This window comes from Streptomyces sp. NPDC087300 (assembly GCF_044744425.1).
In the GTDB taxonomy this organism is placed as follows: Bacteria; Actinomycetota; Actinomycetes; order Streptomycetales; family Streptomycetaceae; genus Streptomyces.
The window spans coordinates 283,750-306,127 of the sequence record NZ_JBIUYI010000003.1 but is presented as its reverse complement, the minus strand read 5'-3'; the positions used below and the strand labels follow the sequence as shown (position 1 = coordinate 306,127).

The 22,378-nt window shown below is 72.3% G+C and carries 19 protein-coding genes and 2 pseudogenes; 12 read left to right on the top strand and 9 right to left on the bottom strand.

All coding sequences use genetic code 11. The features are described from left to right. The first annotated feature begins 34 nt into the window (after positions 1 to 34). The 4 genes and pseudogenes from ACIO9J_RS12215 to ACIO9J_RS12200 all read left to right on the top strand — a co-directional run bounded on the left by ACIO9J_RS12215 (position 35) and on the right by ACIO9J_RS12200 (position 3,695). A complete protein-coding gene (locus tag ACIO9J_RS12215; RefSeq protein ID WP_401996629.1) occupies positions 35 to 628 on the top strand; it encodes a maleylpyruvate isomerase family mycothiol-dependent enzyme in 594 nt (197 codons plus the stop codon). 93 nt (positions 629 to 721) lie between these two features. After that, positions 722 to 2,377 (top strand): cytochrome bc complex cytochrome b subunit, encoded by a 1,656-nt coding sequence (locus ACIO9J_RS12210; protein ID WP_401996626.1) that lies wholly within the window; start codon positions 722 to 724, stop codon positions 2,375 to 2,377. Beyond that, positions 2,374 to 2,574, top strand: a pseudogene (locus ACIO9J_RS12205) (SRPBCC family protein); the annotation flags it as partial. The gene ACIO9J_RS12210 and the pseudogene ACIO9J_RS12205, both read left to right, overlap by 4 nt. Before the next feature lie 257 nt (positions 2,575 to 2,831). Next, complete coding sequence (locus tag ACIO9J_RS12200) at positions 2,832 to 3,695, top strand: metallophosphoesterase family protein (protein ID WP_401996624.1); 864 nt, start codon at positions 2,832 to 2,834, stop codon at positions 3,693 to 3,695. A gap of 54 nt (positions 3,696 to 3,749) precedes the next feature. On the opposite strand, the gene ACIO9J_RS12195 is transcribed toward ACIO9J_RS12200, so the two are convergent. Further along, positions 3,750 to 5,603 (bottom strand): NAD-binding protein, encoded by a 1,854-nt coding sequence (locus ACIO9J_RS12195; protein ID WP_401998522.1) that lies wholly within the window; start codon positions 5,601 to 5,603, stop codon positions 3,750 to 3,752. Positions 5,604 to 5,901: 298 nt separating this feature from the next. Between ACIO9J_RS12195 and ACIO9J_RS12190 the strand changes: the two genes are divergently transcribed. The 5 genes from ACIO9J_RS12190 to ACIO9J_RS12170 all read left to right on the top strand — a co-directional run bounded on the left by ACIO9J_RS12190 (position 5,902) and on the right by ACIO9J_RS12170 (position 10,702). Then, positions 5,902 to 7,164: an alpha-L-fucosidase gene (locus tag ACIO9J_RS12190; RefSeq protein WP_401996621.1), complete on the top strand. Its 1,263-nt coding sequence runs from the start codon at positions 5,902 to 5,904 to the stop codon at positions 7,162 to 7,164. 122 nt (positions 7,165 to 7,286) lie between these two features. Further along, on the top strand, positions 7,287 to 8,135 hold the full coding sequence (locus ACIO9J_RS12185; RefSeq protein WP_401996618.1) for a TetR family transcriptional regulator C-terminal domain-containing protein: 849 nt from the start codon (positions 7,287 to 7,289) through the stop codon (positions 8,133 to 8,135). A 91-nt stretch (positions 8,136 to 8,226) separates the two neighbouring features. Further along, positions 8,227 to 9,123 carry a 3-keto-5-aminohexanoate cleavage protein gene (locus tag ACIO9J_RS12180; RefSeq protein WP_401996615.1) on the top strand — a complete coding sequence of 299 codons (897 nt, stop codon included), beginning with the start codon at positions 8,227 to 8,229 and terminating at the stop codon, positions 9,121 to 9,123. 134 nt (positions 9,124 to 9,257) lie between these two features. Then, positions 9,258 to 10,214, top strand: coding sequence for a 3-hydroxyacyl-CoA dehydrogenase NAD-binding domain-containing protein (locus tag ACIO9J_RS12175; protein WP_401996612.1), 957 nt, complete (start codon positions 9,258 to 9,260; stop codon positions 10,212 to 10,214). Continuing rightward, positions 10,211 to 10,702, top strand: coding sequence for a thioesterase family protein (locus tag ACIO9J_RS12170; protein WP_401996609.1), 492 nt, complete (start codon positions 10,211 to 10,213; stop codon positions 10,700 to 10,702). The genes ACIO9J_RS12175 and ACIO9J_RS12170 overlap by 4 nt, the downstream gene beginning before the upstream one ends. 71 nt (positions 10,703 to 10,773) lie before the next feature. Here the strand turns inward: ACIO9J_RS12170 and ACIO9J_RS12165 are convergent, their stop codons facing one another. Further along, on the bottom strand, positions 10,774 to 12,072 hold the full coding sequence (locus ACIO9J_RS12165) for an MFS transporter (RefSeq protein ID WP_401996606.1): 1,299 nt from the start codon (positions 12,070 to 12,072) through the stop codon (positions 10,774 to 10,776). A gap of 84 nt (positions 12,073 to 12,156) precedes the next feature. Continuing rightward, complete coding sequence (locus ACIO9J_RS12160) at positions 12,157 to 13,026, bottom strand: hypothetical protein (protein WP_401996603.1); 870 nt, start codon at positions 13,024 to 13,026, stop codon at positions 12,157 to 12,159. 97 nt (positions 13,027 to 13,123) lie between these two features. Between ACIO9J_RS12160 and ACIO9J_RS12155 the strand changes: the two genes are divergently transcribed. After that, complete coding sequence (locus ACIO9J_RS12155; protein ID WP_401996601.1) at positions 13,124 to 14,464, top strand: 6-phospho-beta-glucosidase; 1,341 nt, start codon at positions 13,124 to 13,126, stop codon at positions 14,462 to 14,464. A gap of 7 nt (positions 14,465 to 14,471) precedes the next feature. Next, positions 14,472 to 14,864 carry a (2Fe-2S) ferredoxin domain-containing protein gene (locus tag ACIO9J_RS12150; RefSeq protein ID WP_401996598.1) on the top strand — a complete coding sequence of 131 codons (393 nt, stop codon included), beginning with the start codon at positions 14,472 to 14,474 and terminating at the stop codon, positions 14,862 to 14,864. A 157-nt stretch (positions 14,865 to 15,021) separates the two neighbouring features. Here ACIO9J_RS12150 and ACIO9J_RS12145 read toward each other — a convergent pair. The 3 genes and pseudogenes from ACIO9J_RS12145 to ACIO9J_RS12135 all read right to left on the bottom strand — a co-directional run. Continuing rightward, positions 15,022 to 15,201 (bottom strand): annotated as a pseudogene (locus ACIO9J_RS12145) (FBP domain-containing protein); the annotation flags it as partial. Positions 15,202 to 15,239: 38 nt separating this feature from the next. Beyond that, a complete protein-coding gene (locus ACIO9J_RS12140; protein WP_401996595.1) occupies positions 15,240 to 15,989 on the bottom strand; it encodes a GNAT family N-acetyltransferase in 750 nt (249 codons plus the stop codon). Further along, on the bottom strand, positions 15,986 to 16,909 hold the full coding sequence (locus ACIO9J_RS12135) for an NADP-dependent oxidoreductase (RefSeq protein ID WP_401996592.1): 924 nt from the start codon (positions 16,907 to 16,909) through the stop codon (positions 15,986 to 15,988). The genes ACIO9J_RS12140 and ACIO9J_RS12135 overlap by 4 nt, the downstream gene beginning before the upstream one ends. A 408-nt stretch (positions 16,910 to 17,317) precedes the next feature. Here ACIO9J_RS12135 and ACIO9J_RS12130 point away from each other — a divergent pair, with 408 nt between their 5' ends. After that, complete coding sequence (locus ACIO9J_RS12130; RefSeq protein WP_401996589.1) at positions 17,318 to 19,900, top strand: beta-glucosidase; 2,583 nt, start codon at positions 17,318 to 17,320, stop codon at positions 19,898 to 19,900. A 15-nt stretch (positions 19,901 to 19,915) separates the two neighbouring features. On the opposite strand, the gene ACIO9J_RS12125 is transcribed toward ACIO9J_RS12130, so the two are convergent. From ACIO9J_RS12125 to ACIO9J_RS12115, 3 genes are read right to left on the bottom strand one after another with little or no spacing between them, the layout of a single operon-like run. After that, on the bottom strand, positions 19,916 to 20,560 hold the full coding sequence (locus ACIO9J_RS12125) for a TetR/AcrR family transcriptional regulator (RefSeq protein ID WP_401996586.1): 645 nt from the start codon (positions 20,558 to 20,560) through the stop codon (positions 19,916 to 19,918). Next, entirely contained in the window at positions 20,557 to 21,114 is a 558-nt protein-coding gene (locus ACIO9J_RS12120; protein ID WP_401996584.1) for a DinB family protein, read from the bottom strand. The genes ACIO9J_RS12125 and ACIO9J_RS12120 overlap by 4 nt, the downstream gene beginning before the upstream one ends. 23 nt (positions 21,115 to 21,137) lie before the next feature. Further along, entirely contained in the window at positions 21,138 to 22,343 is a 1,206-nt protein-coding gene (locus ACIO9J_RS12115) for a serine hydrolase domain-containing protein (protein WP_401996581.1), read from the bottom strand. Positions 22,344 to 22,378 lie beyond the last annotated feature (35 nt).

Here is a 22,378-nt window from a genome sequence, read left to right as displayed (position 1 = left end):
GGACTTATCGCCGGACCTTGATCAGCCTGGAGACATGGGTAACGACGACACCGAAGTCAGGGCCGCGATCGCCGCCGAACGCAGGGAACTCGCCGACCTCTTCGACGGGCTGCGCGCCGATCAGTGGGACACGCCGTCGCTCTGCGCGGGCTGGCGCGTGCGCGAGGTCGTGGCCCATATGTCCCTGGGCTTCCGCTACTCCCTGCCCGGCGTCCTCACCGAACTCGTCAAGGCGCGCGGCAGCCTGCACCGTATGACCGACCGCCGCGCCCGCGCGGACGCCGCGACGTTCACCACCGCCGAACTCGCCGCCCTGCTCAGGGACAACGCGCACCACCCCTGGACGCCCCCGGTCGGCGGCTATGTGAACGCGCTCGGCCACGACGTGGTGCACGGGCTCGACGTCACCGTCGCGCTCGGCCTGGAGCGGCGGGTCCCCCTCGACCGCGTCCGCCTCCTCCTGGACCAGGTCACGCCCAAGACCCTGAAGTTCTTCGGCGCCGACGTCACGGGCCGCGCCCTGCAGGCCGACGACCTCGACTGGTCCTACGGCACCGGCACGCCCCTGCACGGCTCCGCGCAGGACCTGCTGCTCCTCACCTACGGCCGCAAGATCACGATGACCTGAACTCGCCGCACTGCCCGGCCAGTTGTCACATCCGGACCTGTTGGATACGTCATACATGCGACCTACGCTGGTACCCGCCTGAAAGGGAGTCGCATGAGCGGACGCATCGAGCGCACCGGGGCACGTGGACTACCCGCACGGCCGGGCAAGGCGGGCAGAGGGGAGCGGCTCGCCGACTGGGCGGACGGGCGGCTCGGCATCAACACCCTGGCCAAGAGCCAGATGCGGAAGATCTTTCCCGACCACTGGTCCTTCATGTTCGGGGAGATCTGCCTCTACAGCTTCCTGATCCTCATCCTCACCGGCACGTATCTGACGCTCTTCTTCGAGCCGAGCATGGCCGAAGTGACCTACGACGGACCCTACGTACCGCTCAAGGGCCTGCTCGTGTCCCGGGCCTACGAGTCCACCGTCGACATCAGCATGGAGGTGCGCGGCGGGCTGCTCATCCGGCAGATCCACCACTGGGCCGCGGTCGTCTTCGTCGCCGCGATGCTGGTGCACATGATGCGGGTGTTCTTCACCGGCGCCTTCCGCAAGCCGCGCGAGCTCAACTGGATGTTCGGCTGGACGCTGCTGTTCCTCGGCATCATCACCGGCCTCACCGGCTACTCGCTGCCCGACGACATGCTCTCCGGCACCGGCATCCGCTTCGCGCAGGGCGCCATCCTCTCCATCCCCGTGATCGGGACGTACCTCTCGTTCTTCCTGTTCGGCGGGGAGTTCCCGGGGGACGACATCATCGCGCGGCTCTATCCCATCCACATCCTGCTGCTGCCCGGCATCATGCTCGGGCTGGTCGTCGCGCATCTGATCCTGGTCTTCTACCACAAGCACACCCAGTTCGCCGGGCCCGGCAGAACCGAGAAGAACGTGGTCGGGGCGCCGTTCCTGCCCATCTACATCGCCAAGGCGGGCGGCTTCTTCTTCCTCGTCTTCGGGGTGCTCGCGATCATGGGCGCGGTCGCCTCCATCAACCCGGTCTGGGCGATCGGCCCCTACCGGCCCGACCTCGTCTCCACCGGCGCTCAACCCGACTGGTACCTCGGCTTCTCCGAGGGGCTGATCCGGGTGATGCCCAGCTGGGAGATCAACGCCTGGGGCCACACCCTCCAACTGGGCGTCTTCATCCCCTTCACGCTCTTCCCGCTGATCCTGCTCGCGATCGGCGTGTATCCCTTCATCGAGTCCTGGGTCAAGGGCGACAAACGCGAGCACCACATCGCGGACCGGCCGCGCAACGCCCCCGTACGCACCGGGCTCGGCGTCGCCTGGCTCGCGGTGTTCGCCGTCCTGATGGTCGGCGGCGGCAACGACCTGTGGGCGACCCACTTCCACCTCTCCATCAACGCCATCACCTGGTTCGTACGGGTCGGCTTCTTCGTCCTGCCCGTCCTCGCGTTCTTCGTGACGCACCGGATCTGTCTGGGCCTCCAGCGCAGGGACCGGGACAAGGTGCTGCACGGCCGCGAGACCGGCACCATCAAGCGGCTGCCGCACGGCGAGTACATCGAGATCCACGAGCCGCTCTCCCAGGCCGAGTTGTACACCCTGACCGCCCATGAGCAGCCCCGTCCCTACGAGGTGGGTCCGGCGGTCGACGCCAACGGCGTGGCCCGCAAGGTGCACCGCTCCGAGCGGCTGCGCGCCCGCCTGGCACGGGCCATGTACGGCCCCAAGGCGCAGGTGCCGAAGGCCACCGCCGAGGAGTACCTGGCGATCCAGCGGGGCGACGGCGAGCACCACTGAGCGAAGGGGCGAGGGAGCGAGGCGGGCGGGAACCACCGGCGAGGCGCACCGAGGGAGGGACACGACCATGGGCGGGGCTGCGGGCGACGCCCGGGGAAGTCTGGGGCGTGCTCACCGACTTCGCGGAGTATCCGCGGTGGAATCCCTTCATCACCCATGCCGAGGTGACCTCGCACGGCGGCCGTCTGGAGAAGGGCGCCACGATGCGCGCCACCCTGCACGCGGTTCACCCAGAGCGAGCGCTTCACCGGTGTCGCCGTGCCCTTCGTGACGGGGCGGCTCGACGACGACACGCTCCCGCAGTTCCGTGCCATGAACCGGGCCCTGGAGAAGCGGGTGGCGCAGCTGCGGTGAGCGGGGCACGACAGTCGTACGACGGGGGCGGCCGGCGGCCGGGCCGTGGCGGGGGACCGGCCGCCGCGTCCCGGATCAACTCGGTTAGCCTCACGGAGTGATGGCATCCGACAAGACTCCGAAGCTGTTCGCGATCAGTGACCTGCACGTGGCGTACCAGGACAACAGGGACTACGTGGAATCCCTGCGGCCGGAGACCGACGAGGACTGGCTGATAGTCGCCGGTGACGTCGCCGAGCGCATGGCCGACATCGAGTGGGCCCTGCGCACGCTCACCGAGCGGTTCGCCAAGGTGGTGTGGGCACCGGGCAACCACGAACTGTGGACCCCCAAGGACGACCCGGTCCAGCTGCGCGGCGAGGCGCGCTACCAGCATCTGGTCGCGCTCTGCCGCTCGTTGGGGGCGGCCACCCCCGAGGACCCCTACCCCGTGTGGCGCGGCGCCGGCGGACCGGTCACGGTGGCGCCGCTCTTCCTGCTGTACGACTACACCTTCCGGCCCGAGGGCACCCACACCAAGGAAGAGGCGCTCAAGGCCGCCCACGAGGCGGGCGTCGTCTGCACCGACGAGTACTTCCTGCACCCGGACCCCTTCGAGACCCGCGACGACTGGTCCAGGGCCCGCGTCGCCCTCACCGAGAAGCGCCTGGCAGGACGCACCCCCGGCCTGCCCACCATCCTGATCAACCACTGGCCGCTGCTCCGCGAACCCACCCGGATCCTGCGCTACCCCGAGTTCGCCCTGTGGTGCGGCACCGAACTCACCGACGACTGGCACCTGAAGTACGAGGCCGAGGCCGTCGTCTACGGCCATCTGCACATCCCGCGCACCACCTGGCACGACGGCGTGCGCCACGTCGAGGCGTCGGTCGGCTACCCCCGCGAATGGCGCAGGGACTTCCACCCGGACCCGCACCTGCGGCAGATCCTGCCCGTGCCGCCAGAGGCCGCGGAGAAGGGCTGACGGCCCGGACGGGCCGACCGCGTCGTACGGAGACGCCGCGGCGGCCGTCACGGGTCAGGACGAGGTGGGCAGCGGCCTGCGCGCGAGGAGTTCGGCCAGGCCCTGCCGGGTGGCCGCGAGGACGACGCGGTCGCTCGGCCGCAGCTCGTAGTCCGGGTCGAGCTCCCACTCCAGGCCCGAGGGGCGCTCCAGGGCGACCACCCGCCACGCCCCCGGCCGGAACACCCCGGCCACGGTCCGGCCCGCCAGGCGCGGCTGCTGGGCGACGTCGAGCACCGCGAAGAGCAGCACCGAACGCTCCACGGGCAGCGCCCCGAGGATCTGGCGGCCCATCATCGCCCCGGCGAACGCGGGCGCGGCGAGCGCGGACACGCTGCGGCTGCGGGTCAGGGCGCCCGGGTGCGCGGCCCGCAGGGTGCGGTAGACGGCGGTGGCGAACTCGTCGTCGTACAGGCGCAGCGCCACCCGCAGGTCGGGCTTGACCGCCCTGGCGTACAGGGCCGCTTCGAGGTTGATGGTGTCCGCGCTGGTGAGCGCGAGCAGGGCGTGCGCGCGATGGATCTTGGCCGCCTCCAGGACGCCCTCCTCCGTCACGTCACCGATCACCGTGGGTACCCGGAGCCTGCGCGCGAGCGAGACGCCGCGCGCCTCCGGGTCGGCCTCCACGCACACCACGGGGATGTCCAGCTCGCGCAGCCGGGCGAGCACCCGGGTGCCGATCTTGCCGAGCCCGAGCAGCACGACGTGCCCCGAGAGGCCGCGCGGCGGGCGGCGCAGCGAGGAAGCGGTGCGGAACGTGCCGAGGGCCTCCAGGACGGCCGCGAAGAGGATCGGCAGGAGCAGCAGACCGACCAGACCGGCGAGCAGCTGGAGGATCTGCCGGCTGGTGGGCCCCTCGGTGGCCGGGTCGTTGATCGAGAACAGGTCGAGGAGGGTCAGATACGTCGCGTGCAGCGGGCTGGTGTCCTCAGTCGTGACGATCGAGGCGATCGCCATGCCGAGGACGGCGGCCGCGAACCCGGCGACCGACCAGCGCAGCCGCCGGGAGAACAACTGGCGCAGCGGCACGCCGCGCCCCGCGAGGAACCCGGGCGGCGGCGTGGTCCCGGAGTACGACACGGCCTCCAGGACCAGCGCGCCGCGCCCCGGCGCCGCGGCCACGGCGTCGTCGTCGGGCAGCAGCACCGGCCCCGCGTCGCCGCCCGCCCGGTCCGAACCCTCCGACCCCGCAGGGTCGTTGGCGGTCGAGGAGAGCAGGGCGAGCGTGGCGAGCCCCCGCCGCGTCGCCGCGCCGGTCACCGGCGGCGTACGTTCCACGGCGCGCAGCAGCAGCCCGTCGGCGTGCACGACCTTGCTGGTCCCCGCGACGGCGGTGGCGGCGAGCGCGGGCGCCGCGGTGTCGGCGTCGGACAGGACGGTGACGCTGGAGGCGGCCGCCGCCAGGCCCGCGACGGCGGCCGCCTGGTCGAGCAGGTCCTCCAGGTACTGGCCGAGCTTGCGGTTGTAGAGCCTGATCACCAGGCGCAGACAGGGGTTGAGGCGCCGGGCGGCGAGCGCGGTGCGGATGTTGGTCTCGTCGTCGTCGTACATGAGCGCGAGCGCGGCGGCCTGCGGTACGCCCGCGTCGACCAGCACGTCGTCGGTGAGCTCGACCGCTTCGAGGGTGCGCAGGGCCCCGTTGCTGTCGCCGTCACCGTTGGCCGAAGGACCGTTGCCGTTCCCCGTGGTGCGCGAGACGGCCGCGGTGATGCGCCCGATCAGTGCGGTGGTCCTGGCCCGCCCGGTCGCCTGCGCCCGCTCACCGCGCCCGGCGGGCGGCACGACGAGGGTCACCTGTTCGCCGTAGACCAGGCGCAGTTCGGCGGCGAGCCGGTGGGCGAGGGCGTTGTCCCCGCCGCACACGACCATGTGGCCGGTGGCGGGGGACGGCGGGCGCTGCGGGGGAAGCGACGATGCGTACGACACACGGAGAAGAGTGCCTCAACGGGTCCCGTGGTTCCCCCCGGCGCACAGATGAGGGCACGTCAAAGGGTGCTCGGCGTGCCCGAGTTGCGCCCCGTATCGACACCGATGGGGTGCCTCGCCCCGGTCGGGCGGGCGAGTCGTCCGGGCCGTTGTCGGCGGCGCCGGACGTACCGCAGGATCTTGCTGTGCCACCCTCCGCCACGGCATGTGCCACCCTCCGCCACGACGAGGAGAACCACCGATGATCCAGCCCTGGTTCGGCGACGCCAAGCTCGGGATCTTCCTGCACTGGGGCGTCTACAGCGTGGACGGAGTGGCCGAGTCCTGGTCGTTCTTCGACGGTGTCGTGCCCTACGACACGTACATGGCGCAGCTCGACCGGTTCACGGCCGCGCGGTACGCACCCGACGAGTGGGCGGAGCTGTTCGTCCGCGCGGGTGCCCGCTACGCCGTCCTGACCGCCAAGCACCACGACGGCGTCGCCCTGTGGGACACCTCCGCGAACGACCTCTCGGTGGTCAAGCGGACCCCCGCGGGCCGCGACCTCGTCGCCCCGTACGTCGCCGCGCTACGCGCCCGCGGCATCAAAGTCGGCCTGTACTACTCCCACTTGGACTGGTCACACCCCGACTACGCCACCGTGCGTCCCCCGGGCCAGGACCCGGCCGAGCGCGGCAACCCCTACGCCATGCCGGCGGCGGGCGACGAGGACCCCGCGCGCTGGGCGGAGTTCCTCGCCTTCCACCGCGCCCAGGTGCGGGAGCTGCTCGAACGCTTCGAGCCCGACCTGCTCTGGTTCGACGGGGAGTGGGAGCGCGGCCCGGAACAGTGGCGGATGGCCGAACTCGCCGTGGAGATAGCCGAACTGAGCCCGCACACCGTCGTCAACGGCCGCCTCACCGGACACGGCGACTACGCCACGCCGGAACAGGGCGTGCCCGTCGAACCACCGCCCGGCGACTGGGAGTTGTGCCTCACCGTCAACGACTCCTGGGGTCATCAGCCGCACGACATCCACTACAAGACGCCCCGTCAGTTGGTCCGCGTCTTCGTCGAGACCATCGGAGGCGGCGGCAACCTCCTGCTCGCCGTGGGCCCCCAGGAGGACGGCACGCTGCTGCCCGAGCAGACCGAGCGGCTCGCGGCGCTGGGGGAGTGGAAGGAGCGGCACGCCGACGCCGTCCACGGCACGGTCCGCGGTCTGCCGCACGGCCACTTCTACGGCCCCTCCACCCTCTCCGCCGACCGCCGCACCCTCCACCTCTTCCTCTTCGACCGGCCCAACGAGTACGTGGTGCTGCGCGGCGTCCGCAACGCCGTCACCTCGGCGCGCGTGCTCGGCACCGGCACCGCCGTGCGCCACGAACGCGTCGGCGGCCTCGGCGACGTGCCCGGCTGGGAGTACGTCCACCTGACCGACGACGACCTCGACCCGCTCTGCACCGTGCTCGTCCTGGAACTCGACGGCCCGCTCGACCTGTACCTGGCGCACACCCGCGACTGACGGGGGTGGCATGCGTTGCGCACATGACTGATGCATCAGTCAGAAGCGCAATGCCCGGTCTGGCTGCGGGATACCCGTACCCATGTTGTGCTCATCGCAACGCATGGGTACGGTGGCTCACCATGCAGTCAGAGCAGCGGGACGACGTCGCCGAACGCGTACGGAAGGTCATCACCGACGCCGGTGTGACCCAGCGCGAATTCGCGCGCCGGATCGTCATGGACCCCTCCAAGCTGTCCCGCTCCCTGGGCGGCACGCGCAGGTTCACCGCGGCCGAGCTGGCCCGCATCGCCGCCACCGGCGGGGTCGACGCGGGCTGGCTGCTCGGCACGGCACCCGCCGCGGTGCCCGCCCGTCGCCGACGCGCCACAGGCACCACCCTGGAGGGCGGCCGCCCGCTCCAGATCATCCGCGAGACCGTCCGCCTCATCGCCGAGCACGGCTTCCACGCCGTCCGCGTCCAGGACATCGCGGAGGCCTGCGACACCAGCACCGCCGCCATCCACTACCACTTCCCCGGCCGCGACGACCTGCTCGAAGCGGCCGTGCGCTGGTGCATGGACGAGGACACCGCACGGCGCGCCGCGCGTGTCGCCGACGCGGCCGACGCGGCGGAGGAGCTGCGCCAGCTCATCGAGCTCCAGATCCCGCGCACCCCGCAGCAGCGCTGGCAGTGGAGCGTCTGGCTCGACCTGTGGGCGGAGGCCGCCCGCTCCACCGCCGTGGGCCGGCTGCACGCCGACTACTACCGGCAGTGGCGCGGCACCGTCGCCGACGTCGTCCGGCGCGGCATCGCCGAGGGCGTGTTCCGCCTCGCCGACCCGGCGGCCGCGGCGCTGCGCCTGACCGCGCTGATCGACGGCCTCGCCACCCAGGTCCTCGCGGCCGACCCGGACGGCCCGGGGACGAGCCCCGACGACATGCACGAGGCCCTCGTCGCCTACGTCGACACCACGCTGACCGCGCACTGACCTTCCGTACGGACCGCAGGGACCGTACGACCCCGCCGTACCCGACACCCCACGTCATCCCACCCCACTCCACCCCGAGGGAGATCTCCGCATGCCCGTGAACGACAACGTGATCATCACCTGCGCCCTGACCGGCGCGGGCGACACCGTCCGCAAGAGCCCGCACGTACCCGTGACACCCGAGCAGATAGCCACCTCCGCGGTGGAGGCCGCAGAGGCCGGTGCCGCCGTCGTGCACATCCACGTCCGCGACCCCGAGACCGGCGACCCCTCGCGCGACCCGCGCCTGTACCGCGAGGTCGTCGAGCGCATCAAGGAGACCGGCACCGATGTCGTCATCAACCTGACGGCGGGCATGGGCGGCGACCTCGTCATCGACCCCGTCGACCCGCTGAAGGACCTCGGGGAGCTGCCCGGCACCGACCTCGTCGGCGGCCTCGACCGGCTCCCGCACGTCGAGGACCTGCTCCCCGACATCTGCACCCTGGACTGCGGCTCGCTCAACTTCGGCGACAACCTCTACATCTCCACCCCCGACATGCTCCGCCAGGGCGCCCGGCGCATCCAGGAGCTGGGCGTACGGCCCGAGCTGGAGATCTTCGACACCGGCCAGCTCTGGTTCGCCAAGCAGCTGCTCGCCGAGGGGCTGCTCGACAACCCCACCGTCTTCCAGCTCTGCATGGGCATCCCGTGGGGCGCGCCCGCCGACCCGGGCGTCCTCCAGTCCATGGTCAACATGCTCCCCGAAGGCGCCCAGTGGGCCAGCTTCGCGCTCGGCCGCATGCAGATGCCGTGGGTCGCCCAGTCCATCCTGCTCGGCGGGCAGGTCCGCGTGGGCCTGGAGGACAACCTCTACCTCGGCAAGGGCAACAAGGTCAGCAACGCGCAGCTCGTCGAGCGTGCGGTGCGGATCACGGAGAACCTCGGGTCGCGGGTCGCCACGCCGGACGAGGCCCGCCAGAAGCTGGGCCTGCGGCCGCGTTCGTAGGTAATCGCAGGTGGGGGACTGCGGGCCCGTCGTGGCTGGCCGCGCAGTTCCCCGCGCCCCTGAAGGGGCACTCCCCGCAGGTCCCTTCAGGGGATGACTCTCCCCCCGCAGCAACGATTGGAACCCAGACCCCCATGACCACCACCACCCCTGAAGAAGTCCGCCGCGTCGCCTGCATAGGCGCGGGCGTCATCGGCGGCGGCTGGGTCGCCCACTTCCTGGCCCGTGGCTACGACGTGACCGCCTGGGACCCGGCGCCCGACGCCGAGCAGAAGCTGCGCCGCCTGGTCGATGCCGCCTGGCCCGCGCTCACCCAGCTCGGGCTCGCCGACGGCGCGTCGCAGGACCGGCTGACCGTCACCGCGACCCTCGAAGAGGCCGTCGCCGACGCGCAGTTCGTGCAGGAGAGCGCCCCGGAGAAGCTGGAGCTCAAGCGCGACCTGCTGGCGAAGCTGGACGCCGCGACGCCCGCCGGGGTCGTCATCGCCTCCTCCACCTCCGGCTACCCGATGACGGACATGCAGACCGATGCGGCCACCCCCGGCCGTCTGGTCGTCGGGCACCCGTTCAACCCGCCGTACCTCATCCCGCTCGTCGAGGTCGTCGGCGGCGAGCGCACCGATGCCGAGGCGGTGGCGTGGGCCTCCCGGTTCTACGACGTCGCGGGCAAATCCGTGATCACCATGAAGAGCGAGGTGCCCGGCTTCATCGCCAACCGCCTCCAGGAAGCCCTGTGGCGCGAGGCCCTGCACATGGTCGCCAACGGCGAGGCCACGGTCCAGGAGATCGACGACTCCATCACCGAGGGCCCCGGCCTGCGCTGGGCGTTCATGGGCCCCATGCTCACCTTCGCGCTGGCCGGCGGCGAGGGCGGCATGGCCCACATGCTCGACCACTTCGGCCCCTCCCTGAAGTCGCCGTGGACGCGCCTGGAGGCCCCCGAACTCGACAAGAAGCTGTACGACGCGGTCGTCGCGGGCTGCGACGAGGAGGCGGACGGCCGCACCATCGCCGATCTCGTCGCCGAGCGCGACCAGGGCGTCATCGACGTCCTGCGCGCCACCGGACGCCTGAACGGGGGCACCAAGTGACCGACGCCCTGCCGCTGCTCCACCGCCAGGTCCGCCCCGAGTGGATCGACTACAACGGCCATATGAGCGAGGCGTTCTACGTCCTCGTCTTCGGCTACGCCACCGACGCCATGATGATCGAGACGGGCCTGCACGCGGGCTACCGCGAGTCCACCGGCTGCTCCCTCTACACGGTCGAGGCCCACATCCGGTACCTGAACGACGTCCCCGAGGGCGCCCACCTCGCCGTCCGCACCCGCATCCTGGGCGCGGACGCGAAGAAGGCGCGCTTCACGCACGAGATGTACGTGGTGGACGAGGCGGAAGCCGAACCGTCCACGGACGCGACCCCGGTGGCGACCACGGAACTCCTCGCCCTCCACGTCGACCAGAACGCGGGCCGCACGACGCCGTTCCCGGACGAGATCCGCGATCAGCTCACCGGCCTGACGGAGACAGCCCCGGACTGGGCGGGCCGCTCGATCGCCGAGGTACCCCGGGTCTCTTAGGGGCGCGGGGAACTGCGCGCCCAGCCACGACGAACCCGCACCTGGACGCCCCCGCACACGACACCCGCACCTCACCGCTCAAGAGGCCGATGCGCGGTCTCAGGCAACCGCAAGTAGACAACCGAAGAGACGACACACAGCACGGCCACGTACACGGGGAACAGCCCAGGAGACCCGATCTCCTTGAACAGGGTCCCCATGTACGGGGCCGTGCCCCCGAAGAGCGCGACGGTCAACGAGTACGGGAACCCGATCCCGGCCGCCCGGACCCGCGCGGGGAACACCTCCGCGTTCACCGCGGCCGAGATCGACGTGAACCCGGTGAGCACCACCATCCCCGCGCACTGCACGAGCAGCAGTGAACCGAACGACCCCGTGAGGGACTTGAGCAGCGGCACGCTGAGCACGGCGAAGCCGATGCCGAAGAAGAGCAGCAGCGGCCTGCGTCCGAACCGGTCGGAGAGCAGTCCGCCGAGCGGCTGGAGCAGCGCGAAGAACGCCAGCGAGATCGTGCCGGCGAGCAGCGCCTGACTCTTGCCGATGTCGGTGTTCAGCTCGGCGTACGTCGGCAGGTACGACGTCCACGTGTAGTACGCGAGCGTGCCGCCCGCCGTGATGCCGCAGATCAGCAGCGACTGGCGCGGATGGTGGCGCAGCGCGTCGAACAGGCCGGGCCGCTCGTCCTGTCCCTCGGACGCCCGGTGCGTCTCGTGCGCGCCCTGCCGGATCCAGAAGCCGACCAGGCTGAGCACCGCGCCGATCAGGAACGGCAGGCGCCAGCCCCAGCCGTCCATCTGGCCCTCGGTGAGCGTGGCGACAAGGAGCGCCGCGACACCGGACGCCGCGAGCTGGCCCGCGCTCGTGGAGACGTACTGGAAACTGGAGAAGAGCCCGCGCCGCCCGGGTCCCGCCGACTCCACGAGGAACGTCGTGGAGGCCGCGAACTCGCCGCCCACCGAGAGCCCTTGGAGCAGCCGCGCGGCGACCAGCACCACCGGGGCGAGCAGGCCCGCGGACGCGTACGTCGGGGTCAGGCCGACCAGCAGGCTGCTGCCGCCCATCAGCAGGATGGTGACGGTGAGCGCCGCCCGCCGGCCGCGCCGGTCGGCGACCGCGCCCATCAGCAGGCCGCCGACGGGCCGCATGAAGAAGCCCACCGCGAAGACGGCGAAGGTGGAGAGCAGCGGGACGAGGGAGTTGCCCGAGCCCTTGGGGAAGACCTGTCCCGCGATGTACGTCGCGAGGAACGTGTACGCGTACCAGTCGTACCACTCCACCGCGTTGCCCACCGACGCGGCGAGCAACTGCCGTACGGGGCGCCGCTCGTGGGCGGGGACGGTGGGGGCCACCTGCGCGTCGTGCTGTGTCATGATCACGACCTTCCCCGGTACGGCGGCGCCCCACACGTACCGTCCGTCAGGCGGACGGCACGCGCGGCGGCACCGGGGCCCGGCTCAGCCGGTCGTCGGACGGTAGGAGTACACCGCGGTCGTCACCAGGCACGGCGACGGCGGGACGACCTCGACGCGCAGCGTGCGGCGCTCGGAGTCGTAGTCCACGCCCTCCGTCTCGAAGCCGCCGGAGCAGATGCTGCGCTGCGGCGACGCGAAGAGGCTGGAGACGTGGCCGGTCACCGGCTTGCCGTCCAGCGGGCGCTCCAGGTCGACCTGGAGGACCGGGCGGTCCACGGGGAACAGCTCCTTGGACGCGTCGTTGGAGGCGCACACCAGCCGGGTGTCCGAGGCGAAGTCGCAGCCCTGGATGTCGCGCACCGGCTTGTCGAGCGAGATCTGCCCGGCCTGCGCGAGGGTGCCGCCGGCGGGCGGGGTCGAGGAGTTGAGCAGCGGGGCGGGGAAGACCTGGAGGCGGTTCTGGTCGCCCCACTCGCCCGAGACCAGCCACTGGGCGTCGGGCGAGACGGCGGCGAAGGAATTGTTCAGCTTCTCGCCCGCGTCCAGCGGATGCTCGTAGAGGTAGCGCTGCCCGCCGGGGGTGGTGACCGCGTACATCTTCGACTTCGCGTCGTCGCCGCCCTGGTAGGCGTCGAAGGTGTGGCCCTTCGCGATGTCCGGGTCGCCTATGTGCCCCCAGCCCTTGATGCGCAGGTCCAGCGGTATCGAGCCGAGCCCCCGGTACAGGAGCCCGCCGTCCGCGCGGCTGGCAAGACCCTGGCTGCCGGTGAGCGAGTTGACGTACGACGTGCCGGACTCCTGCCAGCCGCCGGGGGACCGGGGCGCGGCCGACGCGGCCGAGGCCGTCGTCAGGGCCAGGGAGACGGCGCCGAGCAGGGCGGCGGACGCCCTCAGTGATCTTTTCGGGCTCATCGGTGTGCGTACCTCCGTGGGGGATCGGGTCGCTGCGGCGCCATCGTACGTAACGTGGGCGGAGGCGATACATGGTCCGACAGAAGGTGGTTGAGGCGTGAGACTGGTCATTCTCGGCGGCGGTGGATTCCGCGTCCCGCTCGTGTACGGGGCGCTGCTCGGCGACCACGCGGAGGGCCGCGTCACGGAGGTCGTCCTGCACGACCTGGACGCGGCGCGGCTCGGCGCGATCGCCCGCGTCCTCGCCGAACAGGCCGACGGCGTGCCCGACGCGCCCTCGGTCACCGCCACCACCGATCTCGACGAGGCGCTGCGCGGCGCCGACTTCGTGTTCTCCGCGATCCGCGTGGGAGGCCTGGAGGGCCGGGCCGCCGACGAGCGCGTCGCACTCGCCGAGGACGTGCTCGGCCAGGAGACGGTCGGCGCGGGCGGCATCGCGTACGGCCTGCGGACGGTGCCCGTCGCCGTCGACATCGCGCGCCGGGTCAGGGAACTCGCCCCGGACGCCTGGGTCATCAACTTCACCAACCCCGCGGGCCTGGTCACCGAGGCCATGTCCCGGCACATCGGCGACCGCGTCATCGGCATCTGCGACTCGCCCGTCGGCCTCGGCCGCCGGGTCGCGCGGGTGCTCGGCGGCGACCCCGACGACGCGTTCATCGACTACGTGGGCCTCAACCACCTCGGCTGGCTGCGCGGCCTGCGCATCGCGGGCCGCGACGAACTGCCGCGCCTGCTCGCCGACCCGGAACTCCTCGGCTCCTTCGAGGAGGGCAGGCTCTTCGGCGCCGACTGGCTCAGGTCGCTGGGCGCGATCCCCAACGAATACCTGCACTATTACTACTTCAACCGCGAGGCCGTCCGCGCCTACCAGGAGGCCGAGCAGACCCGCGGCGCCTTCCTCCGCGACCAACAGGCGGGCTTCTACGCCGAGATGGCCGGCGCCGAAGCCCCCGCGCTCAAGACCTGGGACGACACCAGGGCCGAGCGCGAGGCGACGTACATGGCGGAGAACAGGGAGGCGTCGGGCGCGGGGGAGCGGGCCGCGGAGGACCTCGAATCGGGCGGGTACGAGAAGGTCGCCCTGGCCCTGATGCGGGCCATCGCCCGCGACGAGCGGGCCACGCTGATCCTCAACGTCCGCAACGGCACGACGCTTTCCGCCCTGGACGCGGACGCCGTCATCGAGGTCCCGTGCTCGGTGGACGCCAACGGCGCGCACCCGCTGTCGGTCAGCCCGCTGCCCGGCCACGCCACCGGCCTGGTCTGCGCGGTCAAGGCCGTCGAGCGCGAGGTGCTCGCGGCGGCGGACAGCGGCTCGCTGGCCACCGCGGTCAAGGCGTTCGCGCTGCACCCGCTCGTCGACTCGGTGACGGTGGCGCGCCGTCTCGCGGAGGGGTACCGGGGGGTGCATCCCGGTCTGGCGTACCTGAGATGATCACGACATGAGTCCCGTCGTCTCCATCGGTGCCGCGGCCCGCCGCCCCTGCACGCTCGTCGTGTGCAGGGGCTGCTGCTGCGGCGACGCGCGCAAGAACCCCGGCATCGACCACGTCTGGCAACTGGAGCGGCTGCGCTCGGCGGCGGCCGCGTCGAGGGGCCGGTTCGCGGTGCGCACGAGCGACTGCCTCGGGCCGTGCGGGCAGGCCAACATCGTGGTGGTCCAGCCGTCCCACGAGGGCCGCAGGCGAGGCGGCCGCCCGGCCTGGGTCGGCTTCGTCACGGACGACGAGTCCCTGGAGGGGATACTCGCGTGGGCCGAGGCGGGCGGGCCGGGCCTGGCGAAGCCGTCACCGATGCTGGAACTCCAACTGGTGGACCCGCGGGCGACGACCTGAGCGCAGGAGCGCGGGGAACCGCGCGAGCGGCCACGGACGGCCCGCAGGAGCGCACCGGCCCCGGCGCACGCTCACTCGGCGAGCACCTGGTCCACGAAGCCCCGCAGGTTCCGGGCGGTCCGCTCGTTCTGTTCCTCCAGTGTCAGGCTCTCCTCGAACCGCCGCGCCAGGAGACGACATAGCCGCGGTCCGGCGCCTTCGGGTCGCGCCAGCCGAGGAAGTCCAGGTCGGACCAGGGGGTGTCGGCGAAGCCCGCGGGGAGGGTGAGCCTGCGGGCCTCGCCCTTCGAACAGTTCACGAAGGACGCGCGGATCTCGTTCTCACTCACGGGCCGCATGATCCTGAAGCTGTCAACGGCCCGCCGCGACCGTCCGCTCAGCTGTCCCCGGTGACCGCGGGCCCTGGCGTGCGCGCCGCACGGAACTGCGTGGTCCGCCGCAGCCGGAAGCCGAGCGACTCATAGAGGCGGATGGCCCCGGTGTTCCGCGCCGCCGTGTGCAGGAACGGGGTCTCGCCGCGCTCCCTGATGCCGTGCGCGACGGCGAGGATCAGCCGGGTCGCCAAGCCGTGCCCCCGGTACGCCGGGTCGGTGCAGACCGCGCTGATCTCGGTCCAGCCCGGCGGGTGCAGCCGCTCCCCGGCCATCGCGACGAGCGCGCCCCCACGCCGTATGCCCAGATAGGTGCCGAGCTCGACGGTCCGGGGCAGGAACGGTCCCGGCTGCGTGCGGGCGACCAGGTCGAGCATCTCGGGCACGTCGGCGGGCCCGAGCCGCACGGCCTCCGGGTCCGGCGCGGCGGCGATCCCGTCGTCCACGAGTTGCACGCCGTCCAGCGAGAAGGTCAGCTCCCAGCCTTCGGGCGGTGCCACCGTGGTCCCTGGCAGCGGCACCTCGGTGCCGGGACCGGCGAGCGCGGCCAGGTCCGCCCAGTCCGCTTCCCCCGGGTCGTCGGGCAACGCGAGCCACGGGGACACGTCGAGCGGATAGCGCGCCACTCGCCCGCGCCACTCGGCGAGGTGCGCGTGCGGCCCGGTGAGCGAGGCGTAGGCGGGGTTGTCCAGGGGGTGCGGGGCGTGGTCGCGCGGCTGGGCCGAGAGCTCCGGCTCCGGGAGGACCCGGGTCATGCGGCCACCTCGATCACGATCTTGCCGAGGGCGTGGCCTTCCTCGACGGCGCGCAGCGCCTCGTCCGCGCGGTCGAGCGGGTACGTCGCCGTCACGTGCGGGCGCAGCACGCCCGCCACGGCGAGCAGCGCGACCTCGTCGAGGACCTCGGCGGTGCGGGCCCGGTCGACCGGGGCGCCGCCGAGCTCGGTGACGGTCTCCTTGGCGGCCGCGGTGATCAGCCGGGCGCGGTCGTCGAGCAGCCCGGCGACCTCCGCCAGGTCCGGCCCGCCGACCAGGTCGAAGACGGCGTCGACGCGGTGGTCCGGCGCCGACTCCCTGATCCGCTCGGCCAGTTGGGGCCCGCGCGCCACGTGGACCGCGCCGAGCGACTCGACGAACTCCTTCTTGCCCGCGCTCGCCGTGCCGATCACGCGCAGCCCGAAGTGCACGGCTATCTGCGTCGCGGCCACCCCGACACCGCCCCCGGCGCCGGTGATCAGCAGCGTCGAGCCCGCGGGCAGATCGAGCTGCCGCAGACCGTCGTACGCGGTGGCCGCCGCGACGGGCAGCGTGGCCGCGTCGGGGTAGGAGAGGGTGTCCGGCTTGTGCGCGGCGATGGCGGCGGGGACCAGCGTGTACTGGGCGTAACCGCCGGTGACCGGGTTGCCGAAGACCGGGTCGCCGACCGCGAACCCCTCGACCCCGGGGCCGACGCGCTCCACGACGCCCGCGACCTCGCTGCCCAGGACCTCGGGCCCGGACAGCGCCCCCTGTCCGGGCCGCCGCTTGCCCGCGCGCAGCTTCCAGTCGACCGGGTTGACGCCCGCCGCGCGCACCGCGACGAGCAGTTGCCCCGGTCCGGGCTCCGGCTGCGGCAGGTCGAGGAAGGTCTCCACCTCGGGACCGCCGTGCTCGGTGAATGCGTATGCCTTGGGCATCTGGACTCCCTCATCTCGATCACTTCGAGCTCGCGTCGATCGCACGCCGATCGGCTGCCTCTAGGCACGACCACCAAGATCGCCCGACTATTCCCGCGGTGACGGAGCGTTCACGAGGCCGCAACGCGTTCACGAGGCCGCAACGCGTGCACGTTGACGAAGTCGCAACACGTTCACGAGGCCGCAACGCGTTCACGTTCACGAAGCCGCGACGCCCTCGTGGGGCAGGGACGCGCAGAAATTGAACGGTCGTAAAAGTTTTGCCGGACCGACCTCTTGACCTTCACCGTTCAACCAATCAACACTCAGGCCCCGTAGACCCGCACTGGCGCGGATGGCGCATTCAGATCTTGGCGTCGCCGACCAGTCCGGCATGCCCAAGAGCCGCGTTCCGGAGGTCAATTCGCCATGCCCGCCACCACTCGTCGTGAACTTCTGAAGCAACTGGGCGGCACCGCTGCCGCCTTCGCCTTCGTCGCCGCCGCGGGCCCGCTCGCGGCGGCCGCACCCGCCGCCGCGGCCCCGTCCGGGAGCCCCGCGACCGGCGCGGCGAAGGCGGGACCGCGCGTGCGCGAGCTGCTCGCCCGCCTCACGCTCGACGAGAAGATCAGCCTCGTGCACGGCGCCGCCGACCCGCGCAGACTGGGCCAGGCCGGCTATCTGCCGGGCGTCGCCCGCCTCGGCATCCCCGAGCTGCGCCTGACCGACGGCCCCGCGGGCGTCAACGTCGCCGCGTCGGCGACCGGACTCCCGCCCGTCTCCACCCTCGGCGCCGCCTTCAACCCCGGGCTCGCCCGCGAGTACGGCGCGGTGATGGGCCGCGAGGGCCGCACCCTCGGCATGGACGTGCTGCTCGCCCCGCAGATCGAGCTCTCCCGGACCCCGTTCTTCAGCCGCAACAAGGACCAGTCAGGCGAGGACCCGTACCTGAACGCGCTCATCGGCGAGGCCCAGGTCGAGGGCGTACAGGCACAGGGCATGCTCGCGCAGGCCAAGCACTTCCTCGCCAACAACCAGCGCCTGCACGAGTTCGACCGCGAACACCCGGAGAATTCCTACGACTTCGTGGTCGACGAGCGCACCCTGCACGAGCTCTACCTGCCCGCCTTCGAAGCCGTCGTCCGCGCGGGCTGCGCCTCGGTGATGTCCGCCTACAACCACCTCAACGGCCCCTGGAACAGCGAGAACCACCGGGTCCTCACCGAGATCCTGCGCGGTGAACTCGGCTTCGAGGGCTTCGTCACCTCCGACTGGGGTTCCACCCACTCCACCGCCGCGCTCCAGGCGGGCCTCGACATGCAGATGTGGGACGGCTCGTACTTCGGCGAGCCCCTGAAGAAGGCCATCGAGGACGGCTCCATCCCTGTCGGGGCCCTGGACACGGCGGTCGCGCGGATCCTCGGCCGGTACGACGCGTTCGGCATGCTCGACGGCAGCCGCGTGCCCGCCCGCAAGCGGATCGACGTCGAGGCGGGCGCCCGCGTCGCCCGCGAGGTCGCCGTCCAGGGCGCCGTGCTGCTCACCAACGACGGCGGACTCCCGCTCTCCGGCGCGGCCCTGCGCAGCCTCGCCCTCATCGGCCCGACCGCGGGCCAGGTCGCCGTCTCGGTCTCCGGCGAGCGCGCGTACGGCTTCGAGGACCGCATGGTCAGCCCCCTGGACGCGCTGCGCCGCACGACGGGCCGCAAGATCGCGTACGAGGTGGGCGTCGACCTCACCGGCACGGCCGTGCCCGCCTCCGCGTTCCCCGACGGCCTGGTCCGCACCGGCCACGGCACCGACGACAACATCGACTTCACCGGTGACGAGGCCCTGCCCATGGGGGCGAGCGCCACCTGGACCGGCACCTTCGTGCCGCCCGCCACGGGGGAGTACGCGCTGAACATCCAGGGCTGGGGCGCGGCCGTCTCGCTGAGCCTGGACGGCGACGAGCTGGCGACCGCGTCCGGCGTACGTGACGCCTTCACGCGCAAGTGGTCCTCGATCGTGCCCACCACGGACGGCCTCGACAACGGCAGGGCGGCGCCGGTGAAGCTCACCGGCGGCCGCTCGTACGCCGTGGTGGTCAAGGCCACCGGGTGGGACGAGCGCGTCGTCGAACGCGCCCCCGTCCAGGTCAGGTTCGCCTGGGTCACACCGCGGCAGCGGACCGCGCACATCGAGGCCGCGGTCCGCCTCGCCCGGCGCGTGCACACGCCCGTCGTCTTCGCCTACAACGGCGAGGGCGGCGCGCTCGGCGGCAGCGGCGACCTCACCACGCTCGCCCTGCCCGTCCACCAGGACGAACTGATCGCCGCCGTCGCGGCCGCCAACCGGCGCACCGTCGTCGTGCTCAACACCGGCGGGCCCGTCACGATGCCGTGGCGCCGGGCCGTCCGCACGGTCCTGCACGCCGGATACGTCGGCCAGGAAGGCGGCTGGTCCACCGCCGACCTGCTCACCGGGCGCGCCAACCCCGGCGGCAAGTCCGTCGTCACCTGGCCGAAGAAGGAGTCCGACCACCCGGCGCTGGACCCCGCGCACCCCGAGCGCTACTACGGGGTCGACGGCAAGGTCACCTACAGCGAGGGCGTCTTCACCGGCTACCGGGGCTTCGACAAGGCGGGCACCACACCGCTCTTCCCCTTCGGACACGGCCTGTCCTACACGGAGTTCGGCTACTCCGGGCTCTCCGTGCGGCGCGCGGGCCAGGGCTACGAGGTGTCGTTCACGGTGACCAACCGCGGACACCGCACCGGCGCCGAGGTGCCACAGGTGTACGTCGGACCGCCCCGGCACGCCGGCGTGGAACTGCCGGTGCGCACCCTCGCCGCCTTCGAACGCGTGGAGCTGCGTCCCGGCCGCTCCCGCCGGATCACGCTGCGCGTCGCCGAGCGGCAGCTCTCCTACTGGGACACCGGGCGGGGCCGCTGGGTGCGCCCCGAGGGCAGGCGCGCGGTGTACGTCGGGTCGTCCTCGCGCGACATCCGGCTGACCGGCGGCGCGCACTAGGGTCTTTCGTTTGGATCAGGCCGGCTCCGCGAGGCCCGTGCCGTCCACGGTGACCGCACGGGCGAGGCGGTCCAGATGGGCCCGGTACAGCTCCATGAAGTCCAGGCGGCCCCCGGTGAACGCCCACTGGATCTGGAGGCCGTCCGAGACCGCGAGGATCTCGCGGGCCACCAGGGCGGGATCGGTACCGGGCCGCAACCGGCCCGCGGCCAGGGAACGCCGCAGCGCGTCGGCGATGACACCGGCCACCCGTTCGTAGCGCTCGGTGAAGTAGGCGTGCGCCGGATGGGCGGGGTCGCCCGCCTCCGCGGAGAGGCGGGTGTAGAGCTGGATCAGGCCCGGCTGGGTGAGGTTGTACTCCGCGAGGGCGAGGATCGCGCGGAACAGTTCGCGCACGTCCTCGCCCCGCACGGCGTCCTGGAGCGGCCCGAACGTACGGGCCGTGCGCTCCTCCCGGGCCTGGAGGACCGCCATCAGCAGCCGCTCCTTGGAGCCGAAGTGGTGCGCGATCACCGGCGCGGACGTGCCCGCGTCGGCCGCGATCCTGGCGAGCGAGGCGTTCAGATAGCCCGCCTGCGCGAAACGGCCGAGGGCCGCCTCCACGATGGCGGCCCTGCGCGGATCGGCGGCGGCGTACCGCCGCCCCGCCGCTGGGGTCACAGCCCCACCGCCCCGTCGATCCGCTCACGGAGCAGATCGGCGTGGCCGTTGTGGCGCGCGTACTCCTGGATCACGTGGATGAGCACCCAGCGCAGCGACACCGTGCCGCGCCAGGGGCTGTCGCCCTCGATGTCCAGGTGCGGGGCGTCGGCCACGAAGCGTTCGGCGAACGCGACCTCGTCCTGCCAGGCCCGCCAGGCCGCGGCGACGGTCTCCGGCCCCGGGTCGGGCTCCGCGCCGTCGATGTCGTTGTCCGGGTTGTCCGGCGTCGGATAGAGCGGCTCCACACCGAGCCCCGCCAGATCGCGGCGGAACCAGCGGCGTTCCATGTCGGTGACGTGCCGGACGAGACCGAGCAGGGAGAGGGCGGACGGCTCCGCCGACCGCACGCCCATTTCCTTGGTGAGCCCCGTGCACTTCAGCTTCAGGGTGGCGCGCTGGATGGCCAACTGGTCCGTGAGCAGCGTGCGTTCGTCCCCGGTGCTCGGACCCTGGTAGCGGGTGTCCGACGCGGCGTCGGTGAAGAAGGTGATGCGTCTCTGGGAAGCGCTCATGCCCCCATCATCACCCGCGGACCTCAGCCGCGGGCGTGCAGACCCCGGTAGAGCGCGCCGACCAGATGGACGCTGCGCAGGTCCTCGCCGGAGGTCCCGCCGCCCATCCGGTTCATGACGTACGCGTACGCCACGCCGTTCTCCGGGTCGGCGAAGGTGTAGGAGCCGCCCATGCCGCCGTGCCCGAACGCGCGTGGGTTGGAGCCCGCCTGGCCGTACTGGTTGAGCATGTAGCCGAGCGCCCAGGGCCAGTCCTCGCCGAACGGGGTGAGGCCCCGCAGCACCAGGTCCGGTTCCTCCGGTTCGCTCTGCCGGGTCCGCAGCCGCTCCAGCGTGTCCGCGCCGAGCAGCCGCCCCGCCGCCAGCTCGCCGTAGACCGTGGCGAGTCCACGCGCGGTGGCGTGCGCGTTGACCGAGGGGATCTCCGCCGCGCGGTAGGCCGGACCGTTCACGTCACTGATCGGCAGATAGCGCATGGCCAGCGTGACGGCCGCCATCGGATGGTCGTCGATCCCGCGCATCGGCGGCTCGGGTGCGCCGAACGGCTGGTCGACCAGGGCCTGTTCGGTCGCGGGAGCGGGCGTGCCGAGCGCGGGTGCCAGGTCCGCGCACCGCCCGTGCTCGCTCTCGGGCGTACCGATGTGCACGTCGGCGCCGAGCGGTCCCGTCACCTCGGTACGCAGGAACGTGCCGAGCGAGACGCCCGTGATGCGCCGCACGACTTCGCCGACCAGGAACCCGAACGTCACCGCGTGGTAGCCCTGCCTGCTGCCCGGCTTCCACCACGGCGCCGTCGACGCGAGCGCGTCGGTCACCCGCTCCCAGTCGTGCAGGGCGCCTGGCCGCAGTGGTTCGCCCGGCGCGATGAGCCCGGCGCGGTGGCTGAGCAGCCAGCGCACCGGGATGTCCTCCTTGCCCTCGCGCGCGAACTCGGGCCAGTACCGGGCGACCGGCGCGTCCAGGTCCAACTCGCCCCGTTCTACCAGGAGATGGGCGCAGAGCGCCGTCATCCCCTTGGTCACGGAGTAGACGTTGACGAGCGTGTCGCGCCGCCACGGGCGGGTGCCCGTCAGGTCCGCGTCACCGGCCCACAGGTCGACGGCGAACTCGCCGTCGACGACGGCGGCGACCGACGCCCCGAGGTCGTCCCGCTCGGCGAAGTTCCGCTCGAATTCCTCCCGCACCTCGGCGAACTCGGGGGCGCAGGTGCCGTGGACGTGCAGGGTCATGGGTTCTCCTCAGGACGTAAGGAGGTGCCGGGGAC

Coding starts and splice junctions, on each gene's coding strand:
- ACIO9J_RS12215 (WP_401996629.1), top strand. CDS start 35: ATGGGTAACGACGACACCGAAGTCAGGGCCGCGATCGCCGCCGAACGC.
- ACIO9J_RS12210 (WP_401996626.1), top strand. CDS start 722: ATGAGCGGACGCATCGAGCGCACCGGGGCACGTGGACTACCCGCACGG.
- ACIO9J_RS12200 (WP_401996624.1), top strand. CDS start 2,832: ATGGCATCCGACAAGACTCCGAAGCTGTTCGCGATCAGTGACCTGCAC.
- ACIO9J_RS12195 (WP_401998522.1), bottom strand. CDS start 5,603: ATGGTCGTGTGCGGCGGGGACAACGCCCTCGCCCACCGGCTCGCCGCC.
- ACIO9J_RS12190 (WP_401996621.1), top strand. CDS start 5,902: ATGATCCAGCCCTGGTTCGGCGACGCCAAGCTCGGGATCTTCCTGCAC.
- ACIO9J_RS12185 (WP_401996618.1), top strand. CDS start 7,287: ATGCAGTCAGAGCAGCGGGACGACGTCGCCGAACGCGTACGGAAGGTC.
- ACIO9J_RS12180 (WP_401996615.1), top strand. CDS start 8,227: ATGCCCGTGAACGACAACGTGATCATCACCTGCGCCCTGACCGGCGCG.
- ACIO9J_RS12175 (WP_401996612.1), top strand. CDS start 9,258: ATGACCACCACCACCCCTGAAGAAGTCCGCCGCGTCGCCTGCATAGGC.
- ACIO9J_RS12165 (WP_401996606.1), bottom strand. CDS start 12,072: ATGACACAGCACGACGCGCAGGTGGCCCCCACCGTCCCCGCCCACGAG.
- ACIO9J_RS12160 (WP_401996603.1), bottom strand. CDS start 13,026: ATGAGCCCGAAAAGATCACTGAGGGCGTCCGCCGCCCTGCTCGGCGCC.
- ACIO9J_RS12150 (WP_401996598.1), top strand. CDS start 14,472: ATGAGTCCCGTCGTCTCCATCGGTGCCGCGGCCCGCCGCCCCTGCACG.
- ACIO9J_RS12140 (WP_401996595.1), bottom strand. CDS start 15,989: ATGACCCGGGTCCTCCCGGAGCCGGAGCTCTCGGCCCAGCCGCGCGAC.
- ACIO9J_RS12135 (WP_401996592.1), bottom strand. CDS start 16,909: ATGCCCAAGGCATACGCATTCACCGAGCACGGCGGTCCCGAGGTGGAG.
- ACIO9J_RS12130 (WP_401996589.1), top strand. CDS start 17,318: ATGCCCGCCACCACTCGTCGTGAACTTCTGAAGCAACTGGGCGGCACC.
- ACIO9J_RS12120 (WP_401996584.1), bottom strand. CDS start 21,114: ATGAGCGCTTCCCAGAGACGCATCACCTTCTTCACCGACGCCGCGTCG.
- ACIO9J_RS12115 (WP_401996581.1), bottom strand. CDS start 22,343: ATGACCCTGCACGTCCACGGCACCTGCGCCCCCGAGTTCGCCGAGGTG.